Genomic DNA, 12,714 nt, shown 5'->3' with positions numbered 1-12,714 from the left:
CGTCCATTCCGCCGCGGCCCAGCTGTTCGATCACTCGGTAGCGGCCGACCGGCCGCTCGTTCTCCCCCGAAGTCACCGCTGTCCCGATCCTGTGGCGACTGTGGTCGTCCAAAGACTGCGGGGCAGCTGCGACAGCGATGGACGGCTGTTACTTCGCTGTGGCAGTGAGGTCGCCTCGGCGTGGTGCGGCGAAGCCGTCGAGGTCGGCGCGCGTGAGGCCCGCGAGGCGGGCCACCTCTTCGGTGTCGAGGGCTCCGCAGTCGATGCCCCGCAGCAGATAGCCGCTGAGCGCCTTGGCGGTGGCGGGCTCGTCCATCACGTCTCCGCCGGTGTGGTTGGCGTAGGCGGACAGACGGGCCGCGGCCTGCTCGAATCCTTCGCGGTAGAAGGCGAACACGGCGGCGTAGCGGGTCGGCAGATGGCCCGGGTGCATGTCCCAGCCCTGGTAGTAGGCGCGGGCCAGGGCGCGGCGGGTGAGGCCGTAGTGCAGGCGCCAGGCGTCGTGGACCTTCTCTCTCGTGCCAACGGGAAGGACGTTGGTGGAGCCGTCGCAGACCCGTACGCCGGTGCCTGCCGCCGCGACCTGCATGACCGCCTTGGCGTGGTCCGCGGCCGGGTGGTCGCTGGCCTGGTAGGCGGCGCTGACGCCGAGGCAGGCGCTGTAGTCGAAGGTGCCGTAGTGCAGTCCGGTGGCCCGGCCCTCGGCGGCGTCGATCATCCGGGCCACGGCGGCGGTGCCGTCGGCGGCGAGGATGGACTGGCTGGTCTCGATCTGGATCTCGAAGCCGATCCGGCCCGCGTCCAGGCCGCGCGTCTGCTCGAAGGCCTCCAGCAGCCGGACGAAGGCACGCACCTGCTCCGGGTACGTCACCTTCGGCAGAGTGAGGACAAGTCCCTCGGGCGGCGGGCCGGCGTCCGTCAGCGCGGTGAGGAAGACATCGAGGGTGCGGATGCCCCGGTCGCGCACGGCGGCCTCCAGGCACTTCATCCGGATGCCCATGTACGGCGCGGCCGTGCCGTCGGCGTACGCCTCGGTGATCAGGCGGGCGGCACGGGCGGCGTGCGCATCCTCCTCCCTGTCGCCCCGGCCCCCGTAGCCGTCCTCGAAGTCGATGCGCAGATCCTCGACCGGCTCACGCTCCAGCTTGGCCCGCACGCGGTCGTACACGGGGGCGGCGAGCTCGTCCGGCAGGCCGAGGACTGCGGCGAGGGAGTCGGCGTCGGGGGCGTGCTCGTCGAGCGCGGCGAGTGCCGCGTCCCCCCAGGAGCGGATGGTGTCGGGGGCGACGACGTCACCGGGGACGTAGACGGTGTGGACGGGCTGGCGCGTGCCCGGGTCTCCCGGGTACCGGCGGGCGAGCTCCGCGTCCACCGGCGCGAGGGAGGCGCTGATGCCCTCGCCGACCGCTCCGGCGAGGCTCGTTGCCACCTTCTCCTGCTGACCCATCCCACACCCTCCTGTTTTCCGCTCCACGGAATCAACAATCCGTATAGCGAAGTTAATGGGCGGTGACGACCTGCGTCAATGGTCACCCGAACGACGGCGGGGCCGCACGGTGACGAGCACCGCACGGCCCCGGCCGGTTCGGACGCGGGAGGTCAGCCCTTGCGGGTGTTGACCTCTTCGGTGAGCTGGGGGACGACCTCGAAGAGGTCACCGACCACGCCGTAGTCGACGAGGTCGAAGATCGGGGCCTCGGCGTCCTTGTTGATGGCCACGATCGTCTTCGAGGTCTGCATGCCGGCCCGGTGCTGGATCGCGCCGGAGATTCCGGAGGCGATGTACAGCTGCGGGGAGACCGACTTACCGGTCTGGCCGACCTGGTTGGAGTGCGGGTACCAGCCGGCGTCGACCGCGGCGCGGGAGGCGCCCACCGCCGCACCGAGGGAGTCGGCGAGGGCCTCGATGATGTGGAAGTTCTCGGCACCGTTGACGCCACGGCCACCGGAGACCACGATCGCGGCCTCGGTCAGCTCGGGGCGGCCGGTCGACTCGCGCGGGGTGCGGGAGACGACCTTGGTACCGGTGGACTTCTCACCGAAGGAGACGGCAAGGGCCTCGACGGCGCCCGCGGCGGGGGCCGCCTCGACCGCGGCCGAGTTCGGCTTGACCGTGATGACCGGGGTGCCCTTGGTGATGCGGGATTTGGTGGTGTACGAGGCGGCGAACGCGGACTGCGTCGCGACCGGGCCCTCGTCGCCGGCCTCGAGGTCGACGGCGTCGGTGATGATGCCGGAGCCGATACGGACCGCGAGTCGGGCCGCGATCTCCTTGCCCTCGGCGGAGGACGGCACCAGCACCGCGGCCGGGGAGACGGCCTCGTACGCGGCCTGCAGCGCGTCGACCTTCGGGACCACGAGGTAGTCGGCGAACTCGGGGGCGTCGGCGGTCAGGACCTTGACCGCGCCGTGCTCGGCGAGCGCGGGCGCGGTGGCCTCGGCGCCGGCACCCAGAGCGACGGCGACGGGCTCGCCGATGCGGCGGGCCAGCGTCAGCAGCTCCAGGGTGGGCTTGCGGACGGCACCGTCCACGTGGTCGACATAGACGAGAACTTCAGCCATGGGACTTCAATCTCCTGCGAATGCGAAGTATCTGGGGGCGGTTGGGGTGATGGCCGAAGCTCAGATGAACTTCTGACTCGCGAGGAACTCCGCGAGCTGCTTGCCGCCCTCGCCCTCGTCCTTGACGATCGTGCCGGCGGTGCGGGCCGGACGCTCCGCGGCCGAGTCGACCTTGGTCCAGGACCCCTCCAGACCGACCTCGTCGGCCTCGATCTCCAGGTCCTCCAGATCCAGCGACTCCACCGGCTTCTTCTTGGCGGCCATGATGCCCTTGAAGGACGGGTAGCGGGCCTCGCCCGACTGGTCCGTCACCGACACGACGGCCGGCAGGGACGCCTCGAGCTGCTCGGAGGCGGTGTCGCCGTCACGACGGCCCTTGACCACGCCGTCCTCGACGGAGACCTCGGACAGCAGGGTGACCTGCGGAACGCCCAGGCGCTCGGCCAGGATCGCCGGCAGCACACCCATGGTGCCGTCGGTGGAGGCCATACCGGCGATGACCAGGTCGTAGCCGGTCTTCTCGATGGCCTTGGCGAGCACCAGCGAGGTGCCCATGACGTCGGTGCCGTGCAGATCGTCGTCCTCCACGTGGACGGCCTTGTCGGCGCCCATGGACAGCGCCTTGCGCAGCGCATCCTTGGCGTCCTCGGGGCCCACCGTCAGCACGGTGATCTCCGCATCGTCCGCATCGTCCGCGATCTGCAGCGCCTGCTCGACCGCGTACTCATCCAGCTCCGACAGCAGGCCGTCGACGTCGTCGCGGTCGACAGTCAGGTCATCGGCGAAGTGCCGGTCGCCGGTGGCGTCGGGCACGTACTTCACACAGACAACGATCCTCAAGCTCACGCCGGCTCTCCTACTGCATCGTCTCTACTGGGCATGCCTTGTGCACGCAGCATACGAGTCTGATGGGGCGGATCCCGGTCGGGGCGGGCCACGCTCCGAACGAAATATTACTCGTCAGTACACCCATTGGATTCCCGGTAAGCAAGCGCTTTGGACTGTGACCTTGCCAACGCTGCGTAACCGAAGGCTCTCGGGAACTCTCAGTCTCTCAGGCCGTTGAAGCGCCCCTGGTGGTACAGCAGCGGGCGGCCCGCCCCCACGGGGTCGCCGACCACGACCTCCGCGATGACGATGCGATGGTCCCCGGCCGGGACACGGTCGATGATCCGGCACACCAGCCAGGCCAGCACGCCGTCGAGCACGGGCACGCCCTCGGGGCCGCCGCGCCAGGACGTGGGCGGCGCGAACCGGTCGGCGCCGCTGCGCGCGAAGGTGGCGGCCAACTCCTGCTGGTGCTCGCCGAGTATGTGGACGCCGATGTGCTCGGCGCGAGCGATGACGGGCCAGCTGGACGACGAGGAACCGACTCCGAAGGAGATCAACGGGGGCTCGGCGGCCACCGAGTTGAGCGAGGTGGCGGTGAATCCGACGGGGTTCTCACCCTGGGCAGTGATCACCGCCACACCGGCCGCATGCTGCCGGAAAACGGATCGGAGCAGGTCGGGAGAGGCCAGCTGAGGAGTGCCGAGTTCGGGTGAGGCCGTCATGGAGTTGTCCTTCTGCATGGAGTACGAACGAGGCGGTGGCTGCTGCTCAGAGAGCCGGACAGCGCGCGCTCGCGCTCCGGGCGAGGTCGGCATCGGCCCGTTCGTGGAGAAGGAGTTCTGAAGGCACAGCGCCAGCGTGACGATGCATGGCAGGTGCAGTCAAGCGCGTTCCGCGATCTGCGACACGAGTCACTGGCCGTCAGACCGCCCGTCCGAGAGCGGCGATCACATCCGCCTTGCGGGGTTGGCCCGAGGCGCGGGTGACGATGCGACCGCCCGCGTCGAGCACCAGTACGGTCGGCGTCCTGAGGATGTTCAGCTCACGCACCAGCGCAAGCTTCTCCTCCGCGTCGATCTCGACATGGCTCACACCGTCGACCATGCCGGCGACCTCGGCCAGCGTCTGCCGGGTCGCCCGGCACGGCCGGCAGAACGCGCTGGAGAACTGCACGAGCGTCGCCCGCCGCCCCAGCGCCTCACCCAGCTCGTCCGCGCCGAGCCTTCTGTCCGCGTCCCGGCCTCGCACCTTCAGCCTCCCGCCGCTGCGCCGCTGCCACAGACCGAAGGCGCTCGCCGCCGCGAGCACCACCGCGCACACCACAAGTCCTGTCATCCCCGGGTGCAGCGTTCATGAGACCGCAAAGATTCCCGCTCCCCTTCCACGGATCCGCTGAGCGATGCTGTCCGTCATGGACATCGACATCAGGGGGCCGCGTTTCGGGGCCGCCGTCACCACGGCCGTACTCGCCGCCGTACTCGTCACGGGCAGCGGCCTTCTGCTCGGCTGGCAGGCACTCTGCTTCGCCGCGGGGGCGCTGTTCGGCGTGCCGCGCTCCCCGTACGGATGGCTGTTCCGCTCCGTCGTACGCCCCCGGCTCGGGCCACCCGCCGAACTCGAGTCCCCCGCGCCCCCGCGCTTCGCCCAGGCCGTGGGGCTGGCCTTCTCCCTCGCCGGACTCGTCGGCTGGTTCTGGGGACCGCAGTGGCTGGGCCTGGCCGCCACCGGATGCGCGCTCGCCGCCGCGTTCCTCAACGCCGTATTCGGGTACTGCCTGGGGTGCGAGCTGTATCTGCTGTTTCGACGCGCCACACCTGTCCGGTCATGATGTGACAAGAAGGACGTGAGAAGAATCTCGCCGACCAGGGGCGCCAGGACTGGTCCTTACGCCACACATGGGGCACGATCTGCCCAATGCCGAAAACCTACGGCTGCGTAACTTCCGCCGGGAGAACCCTCCCCGGGCACAACAGAAGGGTCTTCTCCAGATGGCAGAGCTCGTCTATCGGCCGGTCATCGGCGCCGCTCGAACCATGTTCAAGGCGCTCGACCTGAAGATCGACACTCAGGGTTCGGAGAACATCCCGCGCTCGGGCGGCGCCGTGCTCGTGAGCAACCACATCAGTTATCTGGACTTCATCTTCACCGGGCTCGCCGCACTCCCCCAGAAGCGCCTGGTGCGCTTCATGGCGAAGGAGTCCGTCTTCCGGCACAAGATCTCCGGACCGCTGATGCGCGGCATGAAGCACATCCCGGTGGACCGCAAGCAGGGCGAGGACGCCTACGCGCACGCGCTGGACTCGCTGCGTTCCGGCGAGATCGTCGGCGTGTTCCCGGAGGCGACGATCTCCCAGTCGTTCACGCTCAAGTCGTTCAAGTCCGGCGCGGCCCGTCTCGCCCAGGAGGCCGGCGTGCCGCTGATCCCCATGGCACTGTGGGGCACCCAGCGGATCTGGACCAAGGGCAGGCCGCGCAACTTCCGGCGCAGCCACATCCCGGTGACGATCCGCGTCGGCGCGCCGGTCGAGGCGCCCACCGACCAGTACGCGGGCGCCATCACCCGGCGGCTGCGCGAGCGGGTGCAGGAACTGCTGGAGGCGGCGCAGCGCGCCTATCCCGTACGCCCCAAGGACGCGAGCGACACCTGGTGGGTGCCCGCGCATCTCGGGGGCACGGCGCCGACTCCGGCCGAGGTCCGCGAGGCGGGCTGAAACGTCACGTCTCCGACCTGGGCGGACGGACGGTGATCCGCGCCCCGGGGCTCAGTTTCTCCAGCGACTCGGCGAGTTCGGCGGCTGCGGCCTCGAGCTCGCCGGTCGTCGTCGGGGCCAGTGCCTCCAGCAGGAAGAGCGCGTTCACGGACTCCTCGGTGAGCCGGGTCCGTACACCCTGACGCCAGTTCCAGCGCCGGCAGGTCACGCCCTCGTCGTCGCGCCAGACGACCTCACCCGGCTCCGGATGCTCCACGCTCGTCTCGCCGCCCGCGACGGTGACGAACGGCTCGTCGCCCCCGGCACGCACCAGGCGCATCCCGCCCGCGATGTGGTCGGTGTCCTCGCCGCCGACCGGGATCAGACGGGCCACGCTGAGCGCGTTGTAGGCGTCGACGAGCAGGTTGATACGCGGCAGCCCGCCGTCCGCGAGGGCGCGCCTGGCGAGCGCCTCGGCGGAGTTGCGGGTGCGCGACGGCTTGGCCCCGAAGGCTGAGTACGCGGCACGCCAGGCCACCATGTGCGCGTCCTCGTGGGGCGGCCGCGCCCCCAGGCGCTCGGTGAGGCGGCCGGCCGCGTCGTCGAGCAGGGCCGCGCTGTCGGCGTTGCTGGGCCCGTTGACCAGTCCGCGGGCCTCGACCGCGAGATGGACGAAGCCGGGCGCGAGTGCCCTGACCTCGTCGGAGACGGTGAGCGAGAGCGTCATGGTCGGGGATGCCTCACAGTTCGGTGGGGAGGTGCGGCCAGAGCGACTGGCGGTCGGGCGCGGTGCGGAGCGTGTGCAGCACGACCGGGTGTGGTGCAGCATAGGCTACCGGATAGTCCACCTCACTGGACTCCGGTCGGACCGAAAAGGCCAGCCGCTCCTCGTCGAGCGAGAACTGTGCGTCGACGCCCGCCTTGTTGCCGCGTGGATCCTGGCGCGCCCATCGCTCGCGCCCCTTGAGCCGTACGGCCGCAAGGCCGTGCACGACGCCGCCGAGTCGCTGATAGCACAGGGCAGCCGGGATGCCCTCAGCGCGCAGTAGCGCCGTGAGGGCATGGGCCTTGGCGTAGCAGACGCCGGTGCGCTGCCCGAGCACGTCCGAGGCGCGCCAGGTGACGCGCGGATCCCCCGCGTCGCCCGAGTGCGCGATGGCATCGCGGACGAAGTCGAAGGCCGCCTTGGCGTATGCGTATGCATCGCCGCTGTCGCTTCGAAGGCCGGCTGCCACCTTGAGCACCAGCGGGTGCCGATGGTCGATCGCATCGTCAGCTGCGAGATAGGCGGAGAGTTGGGGGACCTGCTGGATCAGCTCCATGCCCGTCGACGTTAGGAAGCGGCCGACCGGAAGTCAATCACTTTCCGGTCGACCGCATAGCTATGCGCAATTGTGGGATAGAGAGGCCTTAGCGCGCCATCTCTTCCTTCAGCGCCTGGACGAAGGTGTCCACATCGTCCTCGGCGGTGTCGAATGAACACATCCAGCGGACGTCACCGGCCGCCTCGTCCCAGAAGTAGAACCGGAAGCGCTTCTGCAGCCGCGCGCCGACATCGTGCGGCAGGCGCGCGAAGACCGCGTTGGCCTGGACGGGGTGAAGGATCGTCACTCCGTCGACGCCCCGGACGCCCTCGGCCAGTCGCTGGGCCATGGCATTCGAGTGCCGGGCGTTGCGCAGCCACAGATCGCGCGCCAGCAGCGCCTCCAACTGCACCGATACGAAGCGCATCTTGGAGGCGAGCTGCATCGACAGCTTCCGCAGATGCTTCATATGGCTGACGGCGTCCGGATTGAGGACGACGACGGCCTCGCCGAAGAGCATGCCGTTCTTCGTGCCGCCGTAGGAGATGACGTCCACGCCCACCGCATTGGTGAAGGCACGCATCGGCACATCCAGCGACGCTGCCGCGTTGGCTATCCGCGCCCCGTCGAGATGGACCTTCATGCCCCGCTCGTGGGCGTGGCCGACGATCGCCCGGATCTCGTCGGGGGTGTAGACCGTGCCCAGCTCGGTGTTCTGGGTGATCGACACGACCTGCGGCATCGCCCGGTGCTCGTCCTCCCAGCCCCAGGCCTGCCGGTCGATGAGCTCCGGCGTGAGCTTGCCGTCGGGCGTCGGCACGGTCAGCAGCTTCAGCCCGCCCATCCGCTCGGGGGCGCCACCCTCGTCGACATTGATGTGCGCGGTCTCGGCGCAGATCACCGCGCCCCAGCGGTCCGTGAGCGCCTGGAGAGCGGTCACATTGGCGCCGGTGCCGTTGAAGACCGGGAAGGCCTCGGCCGTGGGGCCGAAGTGGCTGTGCATGACGCGCTGGAGGTGCTCGGTGTACTCGTCCTCGCCGTAGGCGATCTGGTGACCGCCGTTGGCGAGGGCGAGGGCGGCAAGCACCTCGGGGTGCGCGCCGGCGTAGTTGTCGCTGGCGAAGCCCCGTACCGCGGGGTCGTGGTGACGCCGTGCGTCGGTCTTCTGCGGTATCACGGCTTGGGGGTCAGCCACAGGCGCTGTCCATTCACTTCCCGGGCGGGCCGGTCCCAGACTCCGGCGATGGCCTCGGCCAGTTCCGACACGTCCGTGAAGCCCGCGAACTTCGCGTTGGGGCGCTCGGCGCGCATGGCATCGTGCACGAGTGCCTTGACGACCAGGATCGCAGCAGCGGCCTTCGGGCCCTCTTCGCCCCCCGCCTTGCGGAAGGAGTCGGCGAGCGCCAGCGTCCAGGCCTCGGCGGCCGCCTTGGAGGCGGCGTATGCGGCGTTGCCCGCGGTCGGTGCGCTGGCACCGGCGGCGCTGATCAGCAGGAAGCGCCCGCGGTCGCTGCGCAGCAGCCCGTCGTGGAAGGCCAGCGAGGTGTGCTGGACCGTACGGATCAGCAGCCGCTCGAGGACGTCCCAGTGCGCGGTGTCGGTCTCGGTGAAGGAGGCGCTTCCGCGCCATCCGCCGACGAGGTGGACCAGGCCGTCGATCCGGCCGAACTCCTTCTCGGTCCTGTCCGCCCACTCCCGGGTGGCTCCGAGGTCGAGGAGATCGACCGTGTCACCGGTGACGGTCGCGCCGCCGTGCGCATAGCGGGCGGCGTCCACCGCCTCCGCAAGGCGTGCGGCGTCCGCGTCCGAGGCGACGACCGTCGCTCCGGCCTCGGCGAGCCGCAGCAGCGTGGCGCGGCCCGCCGGGCCCGCCGCTCCGGCGACGGCGACCACGGCGCCCTCCAGCCGACCGGTGCCGTTTGCGTTCATGGTCGTCGCCTCCTGAGTGCGAGAGCTCACGCGGCTTCCTGCCCGACGCCCGCCGCGGTGATGCCCTTGGTGGAGGCGATCACGGCCTTGAGCTTCTTGGAGAGCGCCTCATAGAACATGCTGAGCGGAAACTCGTCGGGAAGCACATCGTCGACGAGCTTACGGGGCGGCTGGTTCAGATCGAGAGCGTCGGGGCCCTTGGCCCAGCGGGAGCCGGGGTGCGGGGCGAGGTAGGCCGAGACCAGGTCGTAGGCCGCGAACCAGTGGACGAGCTTGGGCCGGTCGATGCCGTCGCGGTAGAGCTTCTCGATCTCGGCGCACAGCTCGTTGGTGACCTGCGGCGCACGGTCCCAGTCGATCTTCAGCTGGTTGTCCGTCCAGCGCACCACGTCGTGCTTGTGCAGGTACGCGAAGAGCAGCTGACCGCCGAGGCCGTCGTAGTTGCGGACGCGGTCGCCGGAGACCGGGAAGCGGAACATGCGGTCGAACAGCACCGCGTACTGCACGTCGCGTCCGTGCCGGTTGCCCTCGGCCTCCAGCTTCACGGCCTCCTTGAAGGCGGTGAGGTCGCAGCGCAGCTCCTCGAGGCCGTACATCCAGAACGGCTGGCGCTGCTTGATCATGAACGGGTCGAACGGCAGGTCACCGTGGCTGTGCGTACGGTCGTGGACCATGTCCCAGAGCACGAAGGCCTGCTCGCAGCGCTTCTGGTCGCCGACCAGCTCGCGGATGTCCTCGGGGAGGTCGAGACTGAGGACTCGCACGGCCTCGTCGGTGACGGCGCGGAAGCGGGCGGCCTCGCGGTCGCAGAAGATGCCGCCCCAGGTGAAGCGCTCGGGAGCCTCGCGCACGGCGATCGTCTCCGGGAAGAGCACCGCCGAGTTGGTGTCGTAGCCGGCGGTGAAGTCCTCGAAGGTGATGCCGCAGAAGAGGGGGTTGTCGTAGCGCGTGCGCTCCAGCTCGGCGAGCCACTCGGGCCAGACCATGCGCAGCACGACCGCTTCGAGGTTGCGGTCGGGGTTGCCGTTCTGGGTGTACATGGGGAACAGCACCAGGTGCTGGAGTCCGTCGACGCGTCCCGCGGCCGGCTGGAAGGCGAGCAGTGAGTCCAGGAAGTCCGGGACGGCGAAGGCGCTGTCGGCCCACTTGTGCAGATCGGCGACGAGCGCGCGGTGGTAAGGGGCGTCGTGCGGCACCAGTGGGGAGAGCTCCTCCACGGCGTCGATCACACGGTCGAGAACGGCCTGGGCGGCGAGGCGGGCAGGTGCGCCCTCGGCGTCGAGCTCGATGGAGCCGTCCGTGGCTTGCCAGGTCCGGATCTCCTCGACGGCATTCTTGAGCCTCGGCCAGGCCGGGTGCTCGATCACCCGGGCAGCTTGGAATATGCCCCCTGCGAATGCAGGATCCTGCACAAGAATTTCCGTCATGTCACTTCCTCCACAGGAGAACCTCGCGTCAAGACACCGTATATGTGCGTGGTTCTTCCGTACAAGTGGGTCCTTGGGAAATTATCCTGCCCCACCCCCATGATCGCCGAAGTTTTTGCGGTCGCTGGGGGTTCGGGCGATGACTTCCGTCTATCCGCTCAAGGCCTGGCGGACCTCGTGGCCCGGATCGGCGGGGCTCCGGGCGCAGCGGCGGGGCGATCGGGTGACGTCCGTCACCGCCGCGGGCAGCCCCAGCCCGATGTCTCCCGCCGAGACACGGCTCCGCCCGGACAGCCGGTCACGGGTCCCCCCGTCGCACTGCCGCCGCCTCTTCGCACAGCCGCAGCCGCCCCGCGTCAAGCCGCGGAGGACGCGCCCACGCGCGGGTGACGCGTTCACCGTCGCGGGCTCACCACCGGCAGGGCGGCCGGGTCCGCTCGCCCTTCCCGCACCGAAGCCGTGCCGCGTGAGTACCCGTGCCGTCCTTGCCGCGGCCCTCATCACGGGTTTCGTCCCGGGAGCCGCACGGCTCGGTTCGGCCCCCTCCACTCCCCCGCGCGAGACCACTTCCTTCGCCGAGACGGGCCGTTAGGCTGCGTGCTTGCCGTGCGGCTGCCGGGATGCGCCGCGCGGGAGCCGCCGTCGACGGAAGCGAGAGAATCTTGACTTTCCTCACCATCGGTCATCGCGGGGTCATGGGCGTCGAGCCGGAGAACACCCTGCGCTCCTTCGTCCGTGCCGAACAGTCCGGCATGGACGCCATCGAACTGGATCTGCATCTCACCAAGGACGGCGCCCTCGCCGTCATGCACGACGCCGACGTGGACCGCACGACCGACGGAAACGGCCCGATCGCCGACAAGACGCTCGCGGAGCTGCGGGAGCTCGACGCGGGCGACGGTGAGCGGGTGCCGGTCTTCGAGGAGGTCCTCGACGCCGTGCGCGCCCCCCTCCAGGCGGAGATCAAGGATGCGGCCGCGGCCCGGGCACTCGGCGACGTGCTGCTCCGCCGCGACCTCGTCCACCGGGTCGAGGTGTCGTCCTTCCACGACGACGCGATCGCCGAGATCTCGACGCTGGTGCCGGGCGTACGGACCGTACTGATCGCCGACCGCTGGGGCGCCGACATCGTGGACCGCGCGAAGGCGGTGGGCGCCGCCTCGCTCGCGCTGAACATTCGCCGGCTGACCCTGGAGACCGTCGAGCACGCGCACGGCGAAGGACTTCAGGTGATCGGCTGGGTGGTGAACACCCAGGAGCACCTGCGGCTGGTGCGCGCCCTCGAACTCGACGGCGCGACAACCGACTTTCCCGAAATCCGGCGCACCGGCCGCTTCACGGCCTGAAACCACGGGCCAGCGGACACGGCCCGGGACGCGCGAGGGCCGGGCGGGCTACGAGGGCCGGGCGGGCTACGAGGAGAGCTCCTTCACCAGGAGCTCGAAGGCGAGATCGTCGCGCTGAGGGATACCGACGCTCTCGTCGCCGTACGGGAAGGGGCTCAGCTTTCCCGTACGGCGGTAGCCGCGGCGCTCGTACCAGGCGATCAGCTCCTCCCGGACCGACAAGACCGTCATCTGCATCTCCCGCACACCCCAACGCTCGCGAACGGTGCGCTCCGCCTCGGCGATGATCCGGCGTCCCAGGCCACCGCCCTGGAGCTCGGGGCGCACCGCGAACAGCCCGAAGTAGGCCACCTCACCGCGGTGTTCGAGCTGGCAACAGGCGATCAGGGCGCCGTCGCGCTCCACAACGAGCAGCGTGCCGACGGGATTGATGATCACCTGGAGGACGGCGTCGGGGGCCGTGCGCTTCCCTTCTATGAAGTGCGCCTCGGTCGTCCAGCCGCCCTGGCTCACATCGCCCCGGTACGCGGAGTCGATCAGCGGGACGAGCGCGGACACATCGGCCTCGACCGCGTCACGGAAGGTCAGCTCGCCGGAGTCCAGGGGGGATGCGGTGTCCATAGAG

Annotated in this window: 15 protein-coding genes; 4 read left to right on the top strand and 11 right to left on the bottom strand. The window is 69.9% G+C overall.

Annotation, left to right across the window (positions count from 1 at the left end; all coding sequences use genetic code 11):
• Positions 1 to 148: 148 nt before the first annotated feature.
• The 4 genes from OG293_RS32170 to OG293_RS32155 all read right to left on the bottom strand — a co-directional run bounded on the left by OG293_RS32170 (position 149) and on the right by OG293_RS32155 (position 4,115).
• The gene (locus OG293_RS32170) at positions 149 to 1,447 is read right to left on the bottom strand and encodes a DUF6986 family protein (RefSeq protein WP_406002260.1); all 1,299 of its coding nucleotides are present in this window, start codon (positions 1,445 to 1,447) and stop codon (positions 149 to 151) included.
• A gap of 152 nt (positions 1,448 to 1,599) precedes the next feature.
• On the bottom strand, positions 1,600 to 2,562 hold the full coding sequence (locus tag OG293_RS32165) for an electron transfer flavoprotein subunit alpha/FixB family protein (protein WP_406002259.1): 963 nt from the start codon (positions 2,560 to 2,562) through the stop codon (positions 1,600 to 1,602).
• A 60-nt stretch (positions 2,563 to 2,622) separates the two neighbouring features.
• On the bottom strand, positions 2,623 to 3,408 hold the full coding sequence (locus tag OG293_RS32160; RefSeq protein ID WP_406002258.1) for an electron transfer flavoprotein subunit beta/FixA family protein: 786 nt from the start codon (positions 3,406 to 3,408) through the stop codon (positions 2,623 to 2,625).
• A gap of 200 nt (positions 3,409 to 3,608) precedes the next feature.
• Positions 3,609 to 4,115: a flavin reductase family protein gene (locus tag OG293_RS32155; protein ID WP_406002257.1), complete on the bottom strand. Its 507-nt coding sequence runs from the start codon at positions 4,113 to 4,115 to the stop codon at positions 3,609 to 3,611.
• Between OG293_RS32155 and OG293_RS32150 the strand changes: the two genes are divergently transcribed.
• On the top strand, positions 4,114 to 4,236 hold the full coding sequence (locus tag OG293_RS32150; RefSeq protein ID WP_406002256.1) for a hypothetical protein: 123 nt from the start codon (positions 4,114 to 4,116) through the stop codon (positions 4,234 to 4,236). The two genes, OG293_RS32155 and OG293_RS32150, sit on opposite strands and share 2 nt — an antisense overlap.
• A 78-nt stretch (positions 4,237 to 4,314) precedes the next feature.
• On the opposite strand, the gene OG293_RS32145 is transcribed toward OG293_RS32150, so the two are convergent.
• Positions 4,315 to 4,728 (bottom strand): TlpA family protein disulfide reductase, encoded by a 414-nt coding sequence (locus OG293_RS32145; protein WP_406002255.1) that lies wholly within the window; start codon positions 4,726 to 4,728, stop codon positions 4,315 to 4,317.
• 76 nt (positions 4,729 to 4,804) lie between these two features.
• Here OG293_RS32145 and OG293_RS32140 point away from each other — a divergent pair, with 76 nt between their 5' ends.
• Entirely contained in the window at positions 4,805 to 5,221 is a 417-nt protein-coding gene (locus tag OG293_RS32140) for a DUF4395 domain-containing protein (RefSeq protein ID WP_406002254.1), read from the top strand.
• Between the two features lie 160 nt (positions 5,222 to 5,381).
• On the top strand, positions 5,382 to 6,104 hold the full coding sequence (locus OG293_RS32135) for a lysophospholipid acyltransferase family protein (protein WP_406002253.1): 723 nt from the start codon (positions 5,382 to 5,384) through the stop codon (positions 6,102 to 6,104).
• A gap of 4 nt (positions 6,105 to 6,108) precedes the next feature.
• Here OG293_RS32135 and OG293_RS32130 read toward each other — a convergent pair whose 3' ends face one another.
• From OG293_RS32130 to OG293_RS32110, 5 genes are all read right to left on the bottom strand, one after another.
• Positions 6,109 to 6,810, bottom strand: coding sequence for a B3/4 domain-containing protein (locus tag OG293_RS32130; protein WP_406002252.1), 702 nt, complete (start codon positions 6,808 to 6,810; stop codon positions 6,109 to 6,111).
• Between the two features lie 13 nt (positions 6,811 to 6,823).
• Positions 6,824 to 7,405 carry a transglutaminase family protein gene (locus tag OG293_RS32125; RefSeq protein WP_406002251.1) on the bottom strand — a complete coding sequence of 194 codons (582 nt, stop codon included), beginning with the start codon at positions 7,403 to 7,405 and terminating at the stop codon, positions 6,824 to 6,826.
• A gap of 88 nt (positions 7,406 to 7,493) precedes the next feature.
• Positions 7,494 to 8,564 (bottom strand): threonine aldolase family protein, encoded by a 1,071-nt coding sequence (locus OG293_RS32120; protein ID WP_406003784.1) that lies wholly within the window; start codon positions 8,562 to 8,564, stop codon positions 7,494 to 7,496.
• Positions 8,561 to 9,316, bottom strand: coding sequence for an SDR family NAD(P)-dependent oxidoreductase (locus OG293_RS32115; RefSeq protein ID WP_406003783.1), 756 nt, complete (start codon positions 9,314 to 9,316; stop codon positions 8,561 to 8,563). The genes OG293_RS32120 and OG293_RS32115 overlap by 4 nt, the downstream gene beginning before the upstream one ends.
• A gap of 26 nt (positions 9,317 to 9,342) precedes the next feature.
• Positions 9,343 to 10,743: a DUF6421 family protein gene (locus OG293_RS32110; RefSeq protein WP_406002250.1), complete on the bottom strand. Its 1,401-nt coding sequence runs from the start codon at positions 10,741 to 10,743 to the stop codon at positions 9,343 to 9,345.
• 662 nt (positions 10,744 to 11,405) lie between these two features.
• Here OG293_RS32110 and OG293_RS32105 point away from each other — a divergent pair.
• Complete coding sequence (locus OG293_RS32105; RefSeq protein ID WP_406002249.1) at positions 11,406 to 12,089, top strand: glycerophosphodiester phosphodiesterase; 684 nt, start codon at positions 11,406 to 11,408, stop codon at positions 12,087 to 12,089.
• Between the two features lie 66 nt (positions 12,090 to 12,155).
• Here the strand turns inward: OG293_RS32105 and OG293_RS32100 are convergent, their stop codons facing one another.
• On the bottom strand, positions 12,156 to 12,710 hold the full coding sequence (locus OG293_RS32100; protein ID WP_406002248.1) for a GNAT family N-acetyltransferase: 555 nt from the start codon (positions 12,708 to 12,710) through the stop codon (positions 12,156 to 12,158).
• Between the last annotated feature and the right edge of the window lie 4 nt (positions 12,711 to 12,714).

The organism is Streptomyces sp. NBC_00829 (genome assembly GCF_045161795.1).
Taxonomy (GTDB): Bacteria; Actinomycetota; Actinomycetes; order Streptomycetales; family Streptomycetaceae; genus Streptomyces.
Note: the sequence above shows the minus strand (reverse complement) of the source record. Positions and strands in the feature narration are given on the sequence as shown.

Coding starts and splice junctions, on each gene's coding strand:
- OG293_RS32170 (WP_406002260.1), bottom strand. CDS start 1,447: ATGGGTCAGCAGGAGAAGGTGGCAACGAGCCTCGCCGGAGCGGTCGGC.
- OG293_RS32165 (WP_406002259.1), bottom strand. CDS start 2,562: ATGGCTGAAGTTCTCGTCTATGTCGACCACGTGGACGGTGCCGTCCGC.
- OG293_RS32150 (WP_406002256.1), top strand. CDS start 4,114: ATGGAGTTGTCCTTCTGCATGGAGTACGAACGAGGCGGTGGCTGCTGC.
- OG293_RS32155 (WP_406002257.1), bottom strand. CDS start 4,115: ATGACGGCCTCACCCGAACTCGGCACTCCTCAGCTGGCCTCTCCCGAC.
- OG293_RS32145 (WP_406002255.1), bottom strand. CDS start 4,728: ATGACAGGACTTGTGGTGTGCGCGGTGGTGCTCGCGGCGGCGAGCGCC.
- OG293_RS32140 (WP_406002254.1), top strand. CDS start 4,805: ATGGACATCGACATCAGGGGGCCGCGTTTCGGGGCCGCCGTCACCACG.
- OG293_RS32135 (WP_406002253.1), top strand. CDS start 5,382: ATGGCAGAGCTCGTCTATCGGCCGGTCATCGGCGCCGCTCGAACCATG.
- OG293_RS32130 (WP_406002252.1), bottom strand. CDS start 6,810: ATGACGCTCTCGCTCACCGTCTCCGACGAGGTCAGGGCACTCGCGCCC.
- OG293_RS32125 (WP_406002251.1), bottom strand. CDS start 7,405: ATGGAGCTGATCCAGCAGGTCCCCCAACTCTCCGCCTATCTCGCAGCT.
- OG293_RS32115 (WP_406003783.1), bottom strand. CDS start 9,316: ATGAACGCAAACGGCACCGGTCGGCTGGAGGGCGCCGTGGTCGCCGTC.
- OG293_RS32110 (WP_406002250.1), bottom strand. CDS start 10,743: ATGACGGAAATTCTTGTGCAGGATCCTGCATTCGCAGGGGGCATATTC.
- OG293_RS32100 (WP_406002248.1), bottom strand. CDS start 12,710: ATGGACACCGCATCCCCCCTGGACTCCGGCGAGCTGACCTTCCGTGAC.